Annotated in this window: 14 protein-coding genes and 1 tRNA gene; 1 reads left to right on the top strand and 14 read right to left on the bottom strand. The window is 45.7% G+C overall.

All coding sequences use genetic code 11. The features are described from left to right. Positions 1 to 12: 12 nt before the first annotated feature. From CCC70_RS02580 to CCC70_RS02555, 6 genes are all read right to left on the bottom strand, one after another. Positions 13 to 1,677, bottom strand: coding sequence for a CDP-glycerol glycerophosphotransferase family protein (locus CCC70_RS02580; RefSeq protein WP_270389516.1), 1,665 nt, complete (start codon positions 1,675 to 1,677; stop codon positions 13 to 15). Between the two features lie 14 nt (positions 1,678 to 1,691). After that, positions 1,692 to 2,888, bottom strand: coding sequence for a CDP-glycerol glycerophosphotransferase family protein (locus CCC70_RS02575; RefSeq protein WP_015527396.1), 1,197 nt, complete (start codon positions 2,886 to 2,888; stop codon positions 1,692 to 1,694). A 27-nt stretch (positions 2,889 to 2,915) separates the two neighbouring features. Then, a complete protein-coding gene (locus CCC70_RS02570; protein ID WP_118752900.1) occupies positions 2,916 to 3,839 on the bottom strand; it encodes a hypothetical protein in 924 nt (307 codons plus the stop codon). A 24-nt stretch (positions 3,840 to 3,863) separates the two neighbouring features. Next, positions 3,864 to 4,766: an undecaprenyl-diphosphate phosphatase gene (locus CCC70_RS02565; protein ID WP_015527398.1), complete on the bottom strand. Its 903-nt coding sequence runs from the start codon at positions 4,764 to 4,766 to the stop codon at positions 3,864 to 3,866. Between the two features lie 130 nt (positions 4,767 to 4,896). Next, complete coding sequence (carB, locus tag CCC70_RS02560) at positions 4,897 to 8,112, bottom strand: carbamoyl-phosphate synthase large subunit (RefSeq protein ID WP_287084185.1); 3,216 nt, start codon at positions 8,110 to 8,112, stop codon at positions 4,897 to 4,899. Beyond that, complete coding sequence (locus CCC70_RS02555; RefSeq protein WP_015527400.1) at positions 8,112 to 9,188, bottom strand: carbamoyl phosphate synthase small subunit; 1,077 nt, start codon at positions 9,186 to 9,188, stop codon at positions 8,112 to 8,114. The genes carB and CCC70_RS02555 overlap by 1 nt, the downstream gene beginning before the upstream one ends. Positions 9,189 to 9,425: 237 nt before the next feature. On the opposite strand from CCC70_RS02555, the gene CCC70_RS02550 reads away from it, so the two are divergent. Further along, positions 9,426 to 9,509: transfer RNA gene (locus CCC70_RS02550), tRNA-Leu, on the top strand. Positions 9,510 to 9,576: 67 nt separating this feature from the next. Here the strand turns inward: CCC70_RS02550 and CCC70_RS02545 are convergent. The 8 genes from CCC70_RS02545 to CCC70_RS02510 form a co-directional block, all read right to left on the bottom strand. Further along, positions 9,577 to 10,044 carry a signal peptidase II gene (locus tag CCC70_RS02545; RefSeq protein ID WP_144094782.1) on the bottom strand — a complete coding sequence of 156 codons (468 nt, stop codon included), beginning with the start codon at positions 10,042 to 10,044 and terminating at the stop codon, positions 9,577 to 9,579. 81 nt (positions 10,045 to 10,125) lie between these two features. After that, positions 10,126 to 10,818, bottom strand: coding sequence for a zinc ribbon domain-containing protein (locus CCC70_RS02540; protein ID WP_270389523.1), 693 nt, complete (start codon positions 10,816 to 10,818; stop codon positions 10,126 to 10,128). 42 nt (positions 10,819 to 10,860) lie between these two features. Beyond that, complete coding sequence (gene clpX / locus CCC70_RS02535) at positions 10,861 to 12,246, bottom strand: ATP-dependent Clp protease ATP-binding subunit ClpX (protein ID WP_022426973.1); 1,386 nt, start codon at positions 12,244 to 12,246, stop codon at positions 10,861 to 10,863. A 136-nt stretch (positions 12,247 to 12,382) separates the two neighbouring features. Further along, entirely contained in the window at positions 12,383 to 13,948 is a 1,566-nt protein-coding gene (locus tag CCC70_RS02530) for a S1C family serine protease (protein ID WP_270389526.1), read from the bottom strand. A gap of 150 nt (positions 13,949 to 14,098) precedes the next feature. Next, positions 14,099 to 15,028: a glycosyltransferase family 2 protein gene (locus CCC70_RS02525; protein ID WP_270389528.1), complete on the bottom strand. Its 930-nt coding sequence runs from the start codon at positions 15,026 to 15,028 to the stop codon at positions 14,099 to 14,101. Positions 15,029 to 15,099: 71 nt separating this feature from the next. Further along, positions 15,100 to 16,452 carry an LCP family protein gene (locus CCC70_RS02520; RefSeq protein ID WP_270389529.1) on the bottom strand — a complete coding sequence of 451 codons (1,353 nt, stop codon included), beginning with the start codon at positions 16,450 to 16,452 and terminating at the stop codon, positions 15,100 to 15,102. Positions 16,453 to 16,470: 18 nt separating this feature from the next. Then, complete coding sequence (locus CCC70_RS02515) at positions 16,471 to 17,874, bottom strand: undecaprenyl-phosphate glucose phosphotransferase (RefSeq protein WP_022426969.1); 1,404 nt, start codon at positions 17,872 to 17,874, stop codon at positions 16,471 to 16,473. 108 nt (positions 17,875 to 17,982) lie between these two features. Continuing rightward, a complete protein-coding gene (locus CCC70_RS02510) occupies positions 17,983 to 18,939 on the bottom strand; it encodes a glycosyltransferase family 2 protein (RefSeq protein ID WP_021651911.1) in 957 nt (318 codons plus the stop codon). Positions 18,940 to 18,943: the final 4 nt, after the last annotated feature.

Genomic DNA, 18,943 nt, shown 5'->3' with positions numbered 1-18,943 from the left:
TGTATCCTTACATTAAAATTTTTTCTCTTTCAGCCTTCTTTTCAGTTTGTCCGGTATTTGAGCATTGGCTATATATTCATAGATTCGTTTGCTGTTGTCATTGTCCCTGTAGGGAAGAAGCTCATCTCTTCTTCCTGAAAATTCCGGTTTTTCACGGAATCCGTTCCTCGCATATTCTCCGATAAGATCTACCAGCTGGTTCTGATCCCATGCCAGATCTCCGAAAACATCTTTTTTGTAGTCCATATAGCTTCCCTGGACTTTCTCATAGGTTTCCAGATCAAAGGGATAAAATATCACCGGTTTTTCCTGATAGTAGACATCCCAGGAAACAGAAGAATAATCGGTGATCAGCATATGACAGCTCATCAGAAGCTGATTCAGCGGCATAGTCCCAAATGGGATCAGCCGGATATGCCTGTCTTCCACCTGAAAGCTCCGGATATGTTCCCTGAATTTCGGATGGATATAAAAGTTCAGCGTGATATCCTCCTTTTCCAGAAGAGTCTTAAGCCTCTCATCCTGCAGAAATGCTTTATAACGCTGATAGTATTCACTTTTTTTAAACTGCTCCTCGCTGATATCCTCCAGCCAGCTTCTCCATGTAGGCATCAGCAGGATCTCTTTATGAGCCGGATCCGACTTGTCCTCCAGCACATCCCATCTGGCCAGTCCGGTGATGATGATCTCTTCATTATCGTATCCGAAATAATCATGGATGATCTTCTGTTCATAACCCGAAGACACCACAAACAGTGCCATCTGATTACCTCCGCCTTTATGAAAGGTCCTGTGGCATTGCTTGAAGCCCATCACTCCATGCTGGAGAAATACGATATTCTTCCGTGCCTGATACAGAACCTTGTAGATGCTGTTGGGCGAATCCCAGATATAAAAATGCCGGATTGCATCGGTAGATATCAGATACCGTGCAGCGCTGAGATAGATCATGTACTTAAATGACATGAACTGGATCACATTGGCATCATACTCTTTTACAGCCTGATAATCCGGACATTTTTTATCTATTACATAAAAAATCCGACTTCTGTCCTTCTCCGGTGCATGCTCCATACAGTACCGGAAAAAATAGAGGCCGTTGTCCTGTGCCATTGTACAGTATTTCTCGCAGATCAGCCATAATTTCTTATGATCCCAGTAAGGTTTCAGGATAAAATAGCAGAATAATGCAAGAAATTCTTTTGCTATAAATGCATAGCTGTCATATTTCGGATCATATTTCCGGTATTGAATGGTAAACTGCCTTGCTCCGTTGACAAAGGGATAAACCATATGCCCATCCCCGGTTCTGGTCCATCTTGGAAAAAGGATCAGCTTAAGTTTAAGTTTTGAACTTAAGCCTCCCAGGATCGCATCCTCATAATTTCCTTTTCCTTCTTTATCCACAGATGCCACCACATCCCAGAATGCGGTTTCCATCGGATACTGATCTACATTGATCTGTGCATGATACACGATCGTATTTCCTTTTTTTGCTGTCTGCATTTCAAAAGGAAAACTTGTATCCAGCACTGCATTTCGCTGTTTCAGCTTCAGGGAACGGATCTTTCCTCTGGATCCTTCCAGCTCAAAACTGATCTTTATGGTTCCTTTTGTCAGCGAAAATTTCCTGGTTTTTACCTTGATCTCCGCCGGAGCTTCCATTAACTGCTGCAATTTTTCACCACCTGTTACATTTCTTTGATCGCTTTGTAATTTCTTTCACAGTTCTTTGTATCCCACAGATCAAAATATTTTCCGTGTCTTTCCAGATAGATCTCTTCATTGGCAAATCCCTGCTTATGCAGGCGGATCAGCCAGTCCGTTACTTCCTGTTCCGTTACACATACCGGACCGAAGCCATCTTTCCGGAAATCAAAATACCCGATCTGATGATGACTTTGCCGGAATTTTTCATTGTCAAACTGGTAGTAGACCAGTGGCTTTTTCATGTAGGCAAAGTCCATGGCCACACTGGAAAAATCAGTCACCAGCACTGCGGACTCTTTAAGGAGTGTCTGCACATCGTACTCAGGCCAGGACGCCACTGTGATCTTCGGATGATCCACATGAAAATATTTCAGAAACCGATGCATTTCCCTGTGCGGATAAAAGATGATCTGAAGATCGTTCTCCTCAATATAGCGGATCAGTCTCTCATCCTTGAGAAGTGCATCCCAGTACCGGTAATAATCGGTTTCCATGAATTTCTGTGCTTCCAGCTCGTGATCAGAGGCTGAGATCTCATTGCGGATATACATACGCCAGGTCGGCATGATCAGGATCTGGTTCTTTTTTACCTTCATATCATGAAGCTGGTCAAAACGACACAGTCCCAGCTCCTGCACATAGCCTTCCGGATATCCGTACCGGTCATTGACATATTTCCACTCATCATAGGTACTGGTAACAAAAAGGCTCATTTTTGTATGGGGATAATACAGAAAACTAAGATCTGCCGTAATGATCCCATGCTGCAGGAACGCCCGCTTGTTCCGTAGGATTCCGTAAACCTCCAGCACATAGCAGATGGCTGCGTTTGGTTTTCCCATTTTCTGGGAGCTGATATTTTTTGATGCAGCCAGATAGTAGATCCAGTGGCGGAAGCTTCCATACTGGATCACAGGTCCCAGATCTTTTACCCGGGCATAATCCGGAGATTTTCTATTGATGGCGTACACTGCATCCTCACTGGTATTTTCTCTCAGATATTTGTACAGCCAGAATCCGTTATCCCGGCATTCATTCTCTGTATCACAGAGAAGCCAGAGATCCCTGCGAAAAAGTCTGTAGACCATCGCAATGGGAAATGCCAGGATAAACTTGATGATGTGAAGCAGATCCCCAGGTTTTACTCGTTTCAGTTTTTCAAGAAATGTCTGTTCCATGTTTCCCTCTGTTTACAGGATCCCGGTTTATTCCTCTGACCAGTCTCCGTTATCATCCCAAACAATCTCTCCGTCTCCGCTGTCATCTGTATCTGTACTGTTGTCAAGAGAATCGTCACCGCTTCCGCTGTTGCTGCTGTCATCTACATAGTCGCCGCTATTATCACTGCTGTCATAGTTTCCATCATCACTGCTGTTGTCGTAGCTTCCGTCATCGCTGCCGTCGTAGCTTCCGTCATTACTGCTGTCATAGCTTCCGTCATCACTGTTATCATAGCTTCCATCATCACTGTTGTCATAGCTTCCATCGCTGCTGTCGGAAGAAGTATCCGTGATACCGGAAGAACTGTCTGTCAGATCTGAAGCATCTGTGCTGTCTGCGGAATCACTGCTGTCCGCCTCACTGTTATCCGTTTCCACATTGCCAATAGTGCTCTTCTCACTCTTGTCACTGAGGCTTGTATAGGTCAGGTATGCTTCTCCGTTATCGATCATCAGTTTTGCCTTTTCCATATCGCTCAGCTGTACACTGTAGATCTCATAGGCATTTCCGTCTCCGTCTACGATCTTCATATCATAGATGGCATCTCTTGCAGAATCCGGGGTGTAATACATCTGCACCTGCTCCGCATCTTTGATGGTAGCTTCTGCAGGAACAAGACTTTTGCCCCATTCTTCCCCTCCTGCCGCGCGGAGATAGATCTCACGGATCTCTCCCTTCGTGCTGTTGGTAAGATAAACAAATTTTGCAGTACTGGTCTTTACACCGATCAGCTTCGGTGCAGGTGTAGATGTGGGAAGCGGTGTGGATGTAGCCGGTGCAGCCGTAGGTGCGGCTGTAGGAACCGGTGTTGGTGTCACCTCTGCTGTTTCCTTTGATGATTTTCCACAGCCGGCAATACCAAGCGCCGTCACTGCTGTCAGTACGATCAAAAGCTTCTTATATTTCATAATGATTACCTCCAGATTGCAGTTTTATGCTAAAAATGTTTTTCCAACGAAGTATCCGAGCACCAGGATACCAAGAATGATCCTGTACCAGCCGAATACTTTAAAATCGTGTTTCTTGATATATCCCATCAGGAATTTGATGGCAAGAATAGATACCACAAAAGATACCACAACACCTACGATCAGGATGATCAGCTCTGTGGAGCTGAAGGCAAAACCGAATTTCACCAGTTTCAGAAGACTTGCTCCGAACATAACCGGAATTGCCAGGAAAAAGGTAAATTCCGCTGCAACTGTACGGGATGTTCCTGCAAGGATTCCTCCGATAATGGTAGATCCGGAACGGGATGTTCCCGGAATCACGGAAAGCACCTGGAAGCAGCCGATGATCAGCGCTGTCTTAAAGGAAAGCTCATCCAGTCTGGTGCAGGTTGGTCTGCGGCGTTTGTTGTAGTTCTCGATAACGATAAAAAGCACACCATAAACGATCAGCATGATGGCAACGACCACATAGTTATAAAATTTCTTTTCAATAATGTCATTAAAAGGAAGAGCGATGATGATCGTCGGCAGACATGCTACCAGGATCTTAAACCAGAGGATCCACTTATCCTTATCACAGTATTTTTCTACAAAAGTAAGGACAGTTCTGGGTACTGCCGGCTGTTTACGCAGTGCCATCTGTGTTTTCTTCGGGATTTTTCTTATGTAAAAAGGCCACAACTTGTTCCAGTACAGTACAACAACTGCCAGGATCGCGCCAAGCTGGATCACCACCAGGAAAAATTCCATAAATGCCTCGGATACATTCAGCTTGATAAACTCATCCACAAGGATCATATGTCCGGTACTGCTGATCGGAAGCCACTCGGTGATTCCCTCCACAATACCGAGAAGGATAACCTTCAGTAATTCTATAAAAATCATGTTAACTCCTTTCTAAAAGCAAGATAAGGACAGGGCCGGTATGTGAACGACGGCCCCGTCCTTATCAGTATATTACATATTTGACAATTCGTAAACTTTTAATTTTTTATTTCACAAAATTTACAATTTTTTATCGATTGTCGATGGTGGCGATATCTACCAGAGTCAGGTGGTTCAGGTCTGTATTCTCAAGACTTGTGACCAGAGCCTCTGCAGTATCAAGGCTTGTAAGTACGTTAACACCTGTCTCAATTGCATTACGACGGATCACGAAACCATCTTTCTGATGCTCAACACCCTGTGGCGGTGTATCGATGACAACATCGATCTTGTGGCCAAGGATCAGGTCCATCAGGTTCGGAGACGGCTGCTCCAGTTTATTGGTGCGTGTTACCTTGATTCCGTTCTCAGTCAGGACATTTGCTGTACCTCTTGTTGCGAAGATACGGTATCCCTGAGCCTCGAAGCGTTTTGCGATCGGGATGATATCCTCTTTATCCTCATCCTTAACAGTGATGATCATCTGTTTGTGTTTCGGAAGACGGATTCCGGCTCCGATGAAGGCTTTGTAAAGAGCCTCGTTGAAGGTCTTAGCAATACCAAGGCACTCACCTGTGGATTTCATCTCCGGTCCAAGGCTGATATCTGCGCCTCTGATCTTCTCGAAGGAGAATACCGGCATCTTGATTGCGAAGTACTCTGCTTCTTTCTGAAGTCCCGGTGTGTAACCAAGCTCTTTGATCTTATGTCCAAGGATAACTCTTGTTGCAAGCGGAACGATCGGGATTCCTGTTACCTTGCTGATGTACGGTACTGTACGGCTGGAACGCGGGTTAACCTCGATGACATATACATCCTCGCCTACAACGATGAACTGAATATTGATCATACCGATAACATGAAGTGCCTGTGCAAGACGACGTGTGTATTCGGCGATGGTATCTTTTGCTTTCTGGCTGATGGTCTGTGCCGGATATACAGAAATACTGTCTCCGGAGTGGATACCTGCACGCTCGATGTGCTCCATGATTCCAGGGATCAGGATGTCCTCACCGTCGCATACTGCATCGACCTCGATTTCTTTACCCATCAGGTACTTATCAACAAGGATCGGATGCTCCTGTGCGATCTGGTTGATGATTCCGATGTACTCTTCCACGTCCTCATCGCTGACAGCGATACGCATTCCCTGTCCTCCAAGTACATAGGACGGGCGGACAAGTACCGGATATCCCAGCTCGTTGGCAGCTTTTTTCGCCTCTTCTGCTGTGAATACAGTGTGTCCCTTCGGTCTCGGGATCTGGCATTTCTCAAGAATGGCATCAAAGAGCTCTCTGTCCTCTGCGGCATCTACGTTCTCAGCAGATGTTCCAAGGATCTTAACACCCATCTTGATCAGTGCCTCTGTAAGCTTGATGGCTGTCTGTCCACCGAACTGAACCACAGCTCCGTCCGGTTTCTCGATATTTACAACATTCTCAACATCTTCCGGTGTCAGCGGCTCAAAATACAGCTTATCTGCAATATCGAAGTCTGTACTTACTGTCTCCGGGTTATTGTTGATGATGATCGTCTCATATCCTTCTTTCGCAAATGCCCATGTACAGTGTACAGAGCAGAAGTCGAACTCGATACCCTGACCGATACGGATCGGGCCGGAACCAAGTACCAGGATCTTTTTCTTATCTTTTGTTTCTACAGCTTCATTCGCTGTCTGCTCATCGCCGTATACAGAATAGTAATATGGTGTCGCTGCCGCAAACTCTGCTGCACAGGTATCAACCATCTTGTATGCTGCACGGATGCCGTACTCTTTACGCAGGTCTTTGATCTCAGCTTCTGTCTTTCCTGTCAGGTCTGCGATGATGTAGTCCGGGAACTCCAGACGTTTTGCTTCCAGAAGAAGGTCTTTGTCCAGCTTCTGAGTTTTCAGAACCTGCTCCATCTCAACAAGGATAGCCAGCTTATCGATGAACCAGATGTCGATCTTTGTGATATCATGAAGCTTCTCCTGGGAAACATTTCGTCTCAGGGCTTCTGCGATCTTCCAGATACGGCGGTCATCCACAATGTCCAGCTCGTCCATCAGTTCTTCATCAGAAAGATGTGAGAAATCATAGGACATCAGACTGTCTACATGCTGCTCCAGGGAACGGATAGCCTTCATTAAAGCACCCTCAAAGTTATGGCAGATACTCATAACCTCACCGGTAGCCTTCATCTGTGTAGTCAGTGTACGTTTTGCTGTGATGAATTTGTCAAATGGCAGACGCGGGATCTTAACAACACAGTAATCCAGCATCGGCTCGAAGCTTGCGTATGTTTTGCCTGTGATGGCGTTCGGGATCTCATCCAGTGTGTAACCCAGTGCGATCTTGGCTGCAACCTTGGCGATCGGATAACCGGTAGCCTTACTTGCAAGTGCGGAGGAACGGCTTACACGAGGGTTAACCTCGATAACGCAGTACTCAAAGCTCTCCGGATGAAGAGCGTACTGTACGTTACATCCACCTGTAATACCAAGCTCTGTGATGATGTTAAGAGCAGATGTACGAAGCATCTGATACTCTTTATCACCAAGGGTCTGGGAAGGAGCAACTACGATGGAGTCACCGGTATGGACACCAACCGGGTCAATGTTCTCCATGTTGCAGACTGTGATGCAGTTTCCTGCGCTGTCTCGCATTACCTCATACTCGATCTCTTTCCATCCGGCGATACATCTCTCTACAAGAACCTCACCTACACGGGAAAGACGAAGACCGTTCTCAAGGATCTCACGAAGCTCCGGCTCATTATGCGCAATACCGCCGCCGCTTCCGCCAAGTGTATATGCAGGACGGAGAACAACCGGATAACCGATAGTCTGAGTAAACGCAACACCGTCCTCTACAGTTGTTACGACCTTGGATGCTGCAACCGGCTCGCCGATCTTTTCCATTGTATCCTTAAATTCCTGACGGTCCTCAGCTTTACGGATCGTTGCTGCTGTAGTACCGATGAGACGTACATTGTGCTCTTTCAGGAATCCTTTCTCCTCAAGCTCCATGGCAAGGTTCAGTCCTGCCTGGCCGCCCAGTGTAGGAAGTACACTGTCCGGTTTCTCTTTGAGGATCAGCTGCTCTACGACCTCAACAGTCAGAGGCTCGATGTAAACTCTGTCTGCGATGTCTTTATCTGTCATGATGGTAGCAGGATTGGAGTTTAAAAGTACAACCTCCATGCCCTCTTCCTTCAGGGAGCGGCATGCCTGGGTTCCTGCATAGTCAAACTCTGCTGCCTGGCCGATTATGATCGGGCCTGAGCCGATTACAAGTACTTTTTTTATGTCCTTATTCCTTGGCATTATTTCTCTCCTCCCATCATCTTCATGAATCTGTCAAAAAGGTAACTGGAATCCTGGGGTCCCGGGCATGCTTCCGGATGGAACTGTACAGTAAAGATGTTCTTTCCGTTATATGCCATACCCTCGTTTGTTCCGTCGTTGACGTTTACAAATGCAGGATGTGCGATATTTTTCTCCTCAAGTCCCTCTGCGTCTACAACGTAGCCATGGTTCTGGGAGGAAATATATACTCTTCCTGTCTCAAGGTCTTTAACCGGATGATTTCCGCCTCTGTGACCGTATTTCATCTTATGGGTGTCTCCGCCTGTTGCAAGAGCCATAAGCTGATGTCCAAGACAGATGGCAAAGATCGGTACATCAGAGTCGTAAAGTTTTTTGATCTCTTTAATAATAGAAGTACATTCCTTCGGATCTCCAGGTCCGTTGCTGAGCATGATGCCGTCCGGATTGTCTCCAAGGATCTCTTCTGCAGATGTCAGAGCCGGGTAAATAGTAACCTGGCATCCTCTCTCATTCAGTGAGCGTGCAATGTTTTTCTTGGCGCCCAGATCAAGAAGGGCAACCTTCGGTCCGTTCCCCTTAAGCACTTCCTTTTCGCGGCAGGAAACCTTCTCTACCACTTTTCCTGTTGTATATGCTTTTAATCTGGGGATGATTGTATCCAGGTCATAGTTCTCGTCAACTGTGATCATTCCGTTCATGGTTCCCTTCTCACGAAGGATCTTAGTCAGTGCTCTGGTATCAATTCCTGCGATTCCCGGAATGTCGTTTTTGCTCAGAAAATGCTGAATGGTGTCTACGCTTCTGAAGTTGCTGGGAACTCGTGATAATTCGCGTACAATAAATCCGTCAATCCACGGCTTCCTTGATTCCTGGTCATCATAACAGATTCCGTAGTTTCCGATCAGCGGATATGTCATACACACCGCCTGTCCTGCGTAAGAAGGATCTGTCATTACTTCCAGATAACCGGTCATGGAAGTGTTAAAGACAATTTCACTGATGACTTCCCTTGCAGAACCAATGCTGGTTCCTGTAAATACATGGCCATCTTCCAATATCAGAAATGCTTTCATACAATCTCCCTTTCTTTGTTCTCTTATTTTATCCTAAATCTTCAAGATTGTATCACAGGAATCGTCATTTTTCAACACCATATGCAAAAAAAATGTATAAAACTAACTCAAAATATTTTTTTTGAATTTTTTTAATTTTTTTGAATTTTTCTATTGACATTATCCAATTCCTGAGTTATTATAAGTGAGCAGTCGACGAGCGGAGCAAACAAAGCAAAGCAAGCCGGTTGAAAAAATGCAGGAATGGCGGAATTGGCAGACGCGCAGGCTTCAGGTGCCTGTGGTCGCAAGATCGTGTGGGTTCAAGTCCCATTTCCTGCATTCTTTTTTATTTTATCCAAAATCAAAAAAACAGAAGCGCCCAACACCGGCACTTCTGTTTTTTTATTTATTTTTCTTTTTCAGAAAAGATCTCGCTCCCGCCCCAGAGAAGCGCACCTGTAAATATGAAAAGATCCGAAATATTAAATACGACCTTCTTAAGCTTCGGATTTTCCACATTCAGGCTCACATAATCCGTGACGTATCCCTTTCTGCGACGTTCCGTATAATTATTCAGACCGCCGCCCAGGATCATGGAAAGCCCAAGCTTGGATATGCGTGTGCCTTTTTCTCCGGAAGTACGTATATACTCCCAGATCGCACCGCCCAGCACCATAGATGCAAGATCTCTCAGGAATTCTTTATCTTTGTTTTTTAATATTCCAAGCATCATCCCGTGATTATGGCAGTTTCTTACGATCAGCCTGCCTCCCAGGCACTTTTCCTTCAGATCTTTCTTTTCCGATGTGTTGATTTTCTTCTTTATATAATAGTCCGTACCAAAGATCCCCGCCGTCAGTAAATTCCACAACATTATTCCCTCTCCTTATTTCTGTGGTCTACATAATACTCAGGCAGGCTCCCACTGGGGAAAGCCTGCCTTATATGCTTATGGTTATTCTGTTTTTTCTTCTGTTGTTTCTGTATTTTCCGGATCAGCCGCAGGCTCCTCTGTTTCTGCAGATCCCACTTCCGTTCTTTTCTCTTCCAATTCCGGATCTGATCCTGATGTTTCTGTTTCTGACGCTTCTGCGGTTTCTGCTGTTTCTACTACTTCTGACGCTTCTACTGTCTCTTCCGGATCTGCTGCCACTTCTGTAGCTTCTGCGTTTTCTTCCGCTTCTGTCTCCGGTACTTCTGTCACCTCTGCCTCAGCAGCCTCTTCAAGCTCCTCATCTGCCTGCTCGATCACATCAGCAGCTTTCTCTTCCAGCTCCGCTGTAGGACACGCCGCTCCGCAATACGGACAGAAGCTGGCCTCCCGCATCACCGCCTTATGGCAGGCCGGGCAAAACTTCTCCCCTTTACTGGCAGCGATCGCATCTCTGTAGTGATCCGCCTCCAGCATGTGCTGGCTGATTTCCTCGCAGATAGCTCCCGTCTCACCGTCAACGGCTTCTCCCTGCTCATAACGTGTATAGATCATCTTTCCGATATCCATCATCAGCTTTTCGGTCATACGCTCCTGTGCAGAGAGCTTGTTACGGATCTTCTGGATCTCATAGAGATTCTCTGCTCTGGAACTTAAGCCCTTTGCCTTTCTTGTCAGTGTGTTTCCCAGATCATCCCAAAAACTGCTTTTTGCCATATCTGTCACGCTCCTTTATATATTAAAGAATCTTCTTGTTTCTTATCCTTCCAGTGCCGGGATCTCCTGTCCACGCATAAGGATCTTCGGACCTCCGTTGCCCTGAATGTATCCCTCTGTGATCACGACCTCACCGATATTGTCATCCTTCGGGATCTCATACATGATATCCAGCATATATTCCTCCAGGATAGCCCGGAGAGCTCTGGCTCCTGTATGGCGTTCCAATGCCTTACGGGCAATGGCATGTAAGGCACCGTCCTCAAACTCCAGTTTTACTTCATCCAGTGCCAGAAGCTTCTTGTACTGTTTCAGAATAGCATTCTTCGGCTCCTTGAGGATCTTCACAAGCATATCTTCCGTCAGCCCGTTCAGGGTAAAGATGATCGGAAGACGACCGATAAATTCCGGGATCATTCCAAATGCACGGAGATCATCTACCGTTACTTTCTCCAGCACATGCGGATCATCATCATATTTGTCCTTCAGATCTGCATAAAATCCGATAGACGCCTGTTTATTCAGTCTCTCTTTGATGATATTCTCAAGATCCGGGAACGCACCACCACAGATAAACAGAATGTTCCTTGTATTTACAGTCACCATAGGTACCATGGCATTCTTGCTGGTAGCACCTACCGGAACTTCCACTTCACTTCCCTCCAGAAGTTTCAGAAGTCCCTGCTGGACAGCCTCTCCGCTGACATCTCTCTGGTTGGTATTCTTCTTCTTTGCGATCTTATCGATCTCATCGATGAAAATGATCCCGTGCTCTGCCTTCTCCACATCATTATCTGCAGCTGCAAGCAGCTTGGATACTACGCTCTCGATATCATCACCGATATAACCGGCCTCTGTAAGAGATGTGGCATCTGCAATGGCAAGCGGTACCTGAAGAAGTCTGGCAAGCATCTTCACCAGATAAGTCTTACCGCAGCCTGTAGGTCCGATCATCAGCATATTGGATTTCTCGATCTCAATATCATCCATGGTATCTGTGGCAACTCTCTTATAATGGTTGTATACACCTACAGACATTACCTTCTTGGCATATTCCTGTCCGATCACATATTCATCCAGAGTTGCTTTGATCTTATGTGGTGCAGGAATATCTTTAAGATCGATCACCGGCTTCGGAGTCTCTGATTTTTTCTTGATCTTCTTCGCCTGGTTTCCGGGATTCTGGAAACTGCTGAGATCGATCATGCTCACATTCGGCATGTTAAAAAGATCGGAATAATTTCCATTGTTCATCTGGGTGTTCATAGTATCAAAGCTTTTCTGCATGCAATCCGCACAGATATGTATATGATTAGGAAGGTCGATCATCTTCCCTGCCTGACTCTCCGGTCTGCGACATAAAAAACAGAATTTCTCGTATTTCTGCTCCTGGTCATTGTCTTTATTATTATCAAACTGATCTGCCATAACATTTCCTTTCTGGTTTTTATTATGCATATTATAGCACATAATCCGGCTGTATCAAATTAAGTTTTTATAAACCGGGGAGCTGCATGTTCTTATGCAGCTCCCCGGTTTATAAATGGTTATCCTGTATTTTCTTTTATTTGTCAGAAGAGGGTTTGCTTCCGAGGGTCACTTCAACCGTCTGTTCCTTGTACTCTCCGCTGTTCGCTCTGGAGATCACCACTTCGATGGTTTCTCCTGCCTCATAATACTGTAGCTTATCAACAAGGTCATCCTTGCCGCTTACCTTCTGTCCATCCAGCTTCACAATGATATCGCCTTTTTTGATCCCTGCATTATCTGCTGCGCCACCTTCCGTTACCTCAGTAATAAAAGCACCTGCCGGCATATTATACATCTGGATGGCTTCTGTTGTAAGATCAGCAGCCTTGACTCCCATATATCCTACCTTGGAAGAATCTTCCACCTTATCTCTGGTTTCGCGGTTCATCAGTTCTTCCAGGATCGGCTCTGCCTTGGAGATCGGAATGGCATATCCCATGCCTTCCACCTGACTGTCTGCATACTTGGCCGCATTGATACCGATCACTTCACCGTTCATGTTCAGAAGTGCACCGCCACTGTTTCCGGGATTGATCGCTGCATCAGTCTGGATCAGTCCGCTGGCTTCTCCGTCCTCTGTACCGATGCTTCTATTAAGGGCACTTATCCATCCGGAGGTAACTGACTGTCCATAGCCCAGTGCATTGCCAATGGCAACCACCTGCTCACCGACTACAAGATCGTCCGAGCTTCCCATCTGTGCGATCTTGATCTCATCCATGGTCTCATCCGGAATATCGGATTTCTCCACTGCCACCACTGCCAGATCATTCTCTTCATCGGTACCTTTGATCTTGGCAGAAACTGCGTTATCCACATCCGCATCTCCATCGGAGCTGCTTGCCATAGCCTGGGTTTCTTCTTCCGCTCCTACCACATCACTGCCTGCAAAGCACACAGTAAGTGTAGTCGCTCCGGATACCACATGGTTGTTAGTCGCAATGAGAAGCTCGCTGTCATTTTCTCCTACAATAATACCGGAACCACTTCCTGCACTCTGATACTGCCTCGTTCCATATCCGAAAAAGCTTGGGATCTCCTGCACACTGACAGATGTAATGGCAACGATAGACGACATGGTTGCCTGGGCTACACCGGCCACTGTACCACTCTCTGCCACAATATCCTTCACAGCAGAATCCGCAGAGCTACTGTCAGTACTGTCCTCTGTTCCGGTAACTGTTTCTGTCTTTCCGATCGTTGTACTGCTGTCATTTCCTCTGTATTTATCTGCTGCAATATTCACGCCCTGAAAAACTACTCCGGCTACCAGCCCAAAGATCACAGCCAGTGCCACCGCAGTGGCTGCTTTCTTTCCAAAGCTGTTGTTGCCTGAAAAATCTCTCTTTTTCCGCGGCTTTTTGGGCGGTATATTTCCACCGGCATAATTACCGGCCTGAGGCTGATGCACCTCATAATGTCCGTATTTGGGTTTCTCCTGCGAAGCGCCTTCACTCTGTCCGGCACCTGCATAATTGTCCTGTCCGCTCTCCTGCATCCTGCGTCCCTCAGAATAAGGATGCGTCAGCGGTTTCTGTTCTGCCGAAGCATTCTTATCCTCATCCGGCAAGTCTGTCCCCCATTTATTCTCTTCACTCATGCCTCTGGTGCTCCCTTCTATGTTATCTGATGCATGTATCTGTTACTGCTCACTCCGTTCTCAGTAACATTTATTTTTCTTATAAAAGACAGTTTAACAGGGAATTGTGTTTAAACTGTGATATCTCTTTTAAAAAACCGTGACCTGCTCTTATTTGTTCTTTTTCCAGTATTCCGGATTCATGGTGCAGGATCGGATCATTTTTTCAGGGAGCTTTTTGTATCGTTTTCCGAGAAAATATCCGGCGTATTTGGAAGCGCTCTGCAAAAACAGTCCGGGGATCAGCCATATGTGGCCTGTTTTCAGAAGATATGCCATGCTTTTTTTTACCAACCGGATGCCCTCACCTTCGGAAGGCACTCCTTCAAAAACCTCCGGATGCTCCGCCTGGGAAACTCCCAGATCAAAATTCCTGTGGAATTGCTGCATACAGGTGTAATTGTGAGAATGATATACACGCGCTTCTGATACATAGGCAACTCCATAGCCTTTTTTTACCATCCAGCCTGCATAGATCATATCTTCATTAAAAATAGCATGCTCCGGAAATCCACCAATCTCATCATAGATCCTGTGATCATAAGCAGCACAGACGTTGGAGCAGAAATATGTTTTGATCCCGTAGGTCTGTACATCTTTTTCCGTTTTCAGACAGGACTGTTCCGGATAATTAAAGGAACGGGTATATTTTTCCAGAAATCTGCAGTCCTTTTTTGGAAGCTGACGCGCATAAGCGGCTCCTGCCTGTGGATTCTCTGCAAGAACTCCTACCAGTGCTCCGATCAGTTCCCTGTCTGCCGGCATTGCATCCTGTGTCATAAATACAAGGATCTCCGCATCCGAAAGCTCTGCCGCCTGCCTTCTGGTACCGCCATGGTCAAATTCTTCTTTTGTAAGATGCCGGACTTCCACAAGCGGATATTCCTGTTCCCAGGTCTCTTTCCAGAATTTCTTTTCTGTATTCATGACAAGGATCTTATTGATAGGATATTTCTGTGCGCTGAGTCTTTCCAGCAGTTTTTCAAATTCTTCTCCCGGACGGTATGCCGGGATGATCACGTCTGTTTTTAATATTTTCATATTTGTCTCCTGTCCAGAAAGGACCACCCGTTACTGGATGGTCCCTTCTGCTGGTTGCTTATTTTGATGTTTTATTCATTCTCCGAATAATCTTCTCCGTCGGTATAATCGCTATAATCCGTATCGGAATCGCCTCCGGAATAGTCCGTATCTGTGCTGTAATCGTCCCCGGAATAATCCGTATCTGTGCTGTAATCGTCTCCGGAGTAATCCGTATCATAATCTGTGTCTGTGCTGTAATCAGCATCATCACTTGTGTCCGTACTGCTGTAATCTGTGGATGTATCTCCCTGCCACGTGTACGAATCATCCGTTGCGTCATTCGGTGTATCTGTCACCGCAGGTGCAGTGTCCTGCACGTCGCCTCCGCCTGCGATATTTGTGATCTGGGCACTTCTGTTGAGTACATCCTGCGTCGGAGTGTAACTGGTGTCTCCATACAGAAACTGATGCATCTTCAGAACATTGGATTCCAGTGTGGTAGGTACGATAACGCTGCCCTTTACCTGGGCAAATTTATAATCGTTGGGGAAGCCTGTAGTTTCATCAATACTGTAGCCGATCATAGCCGGGATCATCTTCAGGATCTCTGTTTTGGAAACAGAAGTTTTGACCATCGGGAATACCTGATCCATAATATCAAAGATAGTGGAAAGTCCTGCCTTTTTCGCCTTATCTACGATCATCTGGATCACTCGTCTCTGTCTCTCGGTACGTCCCATATCAAGACTTGCAGTATAACGGATACGGCAGTAGGAGGTAGCCTGTACACCATTAAGATGATAGGTATCTACGATTGCTTCCTCATCCTCCGGCTTCGGATCCGGCAGTTCGATCGGTGTGTAGCTCTTTCCGGTTTCCTCTGATGTCTCCACACAGTAATTGTTCATATGAACGATCTCCGCATAGGAAAGAGGGATGTCCAATCCTCCGAGGCAGTCTACCACAGTTACCAGCGCATTAAAATCAATGGCAACATAATCTGTGATATTCAGATCCAGATTCGTATTCAGCATGGAAACCGCGTTGGTCGGTCCGCCAAATGCATATGCCGAATTGGCTTTGGAATAGGTATCATCCTTTACATTGAGAAGGGTATCTCTATAGACAGACACAAGTTTGACTGCCTTCGTATCATTGTTGATACTCGCAATGATGATGGTATCACTGTTCTCTGTATTCAGCTTCTCATTCTTGCTTCTGTGGTCCAGTCCGAACAGTGCATAGGTGGTATATCCCGTCATCTGCGGTGCCTGATCATTAGTTACAATATCCTGGTCTGCAAGATCTGTTTCCTGGATGTCGATCTTATCCAGTTTGGCTGAGATCTGACCATAAACGAACAGACCTCCGATAAACAGGAGCAGTACGACGATCTCCAGGATAAATAAAATCTTCTTGCTTTTTTTCCGAGGTTTTGACATCTTTTCCTTTTCCCCTTTTTAGTATGCGTTCTTATTAATAAATCCTTTGAATATGGTAAGAAACATGATCTTTATATCAAATCCCACAGACCAGTTTTCGATATAATACAGATCACACTCTATCCTTTTTCTGATAGAAGTATCTCCACGATAGCCATTTACCTGTGCCCACCCGGTAAGACCCGGCCGCACCTGATGCTTGACCATATAACGTGGTATCTCCTCCCTAAACTTTTCTACAAAAAACGGCCGCTCCGGTCTTGGTCCCACAAGACTCATCTCACCCTTCAGAATGTTAAAAAGCTGTGGAAGCTCATCCAGACTGGTATGACGCATAAATTTACCGATTCCGGTAACTCTTGGATCGTTCTTTACTGTCCACGCCTTTTTTTCTTCTGATTCTTTCTGGATCTCCATGGAACGGAATTTATACATCCGGAAAGTCTGATTGTGAAGCCCGACACGTTCCTGCTTATAGATCAGCGGGCCCGGCGAAGTCAGCTTGATCAGCATACACAACACCAGCATCACCGGTGAGGACACAATGATCGCAACGATCGCGCCTGCAATATCCATAGATCTCTTGATCAGTGCATTAAACGTGTTGCTCAGGGGCACATACCGGATATTGATCACCGGAAGCCCGAGAATATCTTCTGTATATGGTTTGGTCGGAATAATATTATTATAATCCGGAATAAATTTTGTGTGCACGCCGGATTTTTCACAGAGTGCAACGATCTCTTCCAGACGATAATACTCACTTAAGCCCAGGGTAATGGCTATCTCATCCAGACGACTGGATGGAAGGATGATCATCAGATTGGCGATTCGACCGATCACCTTAACGCCCTTATAAGTAGTGCCTGCCGGCACATTGTCATCCAGTATGCCCCTGATCACGTATCCCCATTGCGGATTCTGCAGGATCCTGTCTACATATTCCTCGGCAGCACGGCTGTATCCTACCAGCAGCACCTGTTTCTGGTTCATTCCTTTTTTGCGCATATCCCGGAGAATGTAAAATATAACCATACGCACAAACCATTCCAGGACGATATTGATCACACAGAAAGAAACCAGAGTAAGACGGGAATAGTCCAGCTCTTTAAAATTGTAAAGTGCAAACATGATGATAAGGAGCCCTAACGCATTTGCCTTCACAATTCCGGCAAGTACGAGACGACGCCCCTGCATTCGCATCGGTGTATAAAGATCAAAGGCCTGATAAAGAAGTAAATATCCCGGAATAATGAATATCAGCATAAACATATATTCCTGGACGGTCTTGGACTGGACCGCCGAATGCTCAAAAATTCCCTGAAAACGGATCAACCAGGCCAGGGCATAGGAGGCCGCGATCACAAATACATCGATCAGCATATGGAGACGACTGAAATTTTTCTGGTTGTCTTTAATCAATTTCCGCCACCTCATTTAAGTTCATTGCTTTTATCTTATAATAGATGAAAACCAAAAGCAATAAAATCTTCCCTCCGAAATATAAAAATTCTGTGAAAATATGGTGTCTTAACCGGCAAAACGCCTAAAAATGTTGATCCAGAGTTCAAACTGGAGCTGTATATAACGCGGAAGATTCCTCATGGAAAATCTGACTTTTTTGTTTTTGCGGCTGATCTGAAAGCCGTTTTTGATGCCTGCAAGGTACTCACGTCCGAATCCCTTGGACGCAAAAAACAGGATCTTCGCACCGAATCCCACCAGAAAAAACGGAAGGTTCAGCACGATCTGGAGAAACGGCATATTCTTATAGATAAGATAAATATTGTTTCTGGAAGAATACCGGATCTTGAACTGATTATATCTGGATCCGCTGGTGCCGCTTCCTACATGATAAACTTTCGCTTTTGGAGCATACCAGTTCTGATAACCGCAGATCCTGGCACGATAACCGATATCCAGATCCTCCAGATAAGCAAAATGCTCCTCATCAAAATCTCCGATCCTGTCAATAAATTTCTTCCGGTAGATCGCAGCTCCCGCACAGGTGGAAAAAATCTTCTGCTCTCGGTCATAATGGCGGATATCCTTGCCTTTTCCCCTGGCAAAAGCCCAGCCAAGGGCACAGTAATAATTTCCAGCATCATCCATCTTGTCCCTGTCATGAAGCTGAATCATCTTTGCCTGACAGGAAAATGCCTTCTTATGTCTGCGCAGGGCAGCAACCATCTCCTCCAGGAAATCCGGTTCCGCTTCCGTATCATTGTTCAGAAGCAGCACATATGGGGAACGTGCCGCATGGATCCCTTCATTGACGGCTCTGCTGAAGCCGTAATTCTCCGGAAGCTGTATCATGTGTACCCATGGATATTCCGCTGAAACAAATGCACAGCTGCCATCAGTGGAACCATTATCCACTAGTATAACCTCAAAATTACGGATAGTCTGTCTTTCAAGACTGGAAAGAACACCATCCAGATATGCCATTCCGTTAAAGTTTGGTATGACTACTGATACTTCCTGCATTGCT

The sequence above is a fragment of the Blautia sp. LMAG:89 genome (genome assembly GCF_008679485.1).
GTDB classification, from domain to species: Bacteria; Bacillota; Clostridia; order Lachnospirales; family Lachnospiraceae; genus Blautia_A; species Blautia_A fusiformis.
This window is presented reverse-complemented; position numbering and strand designations above follow the sequence as displayed.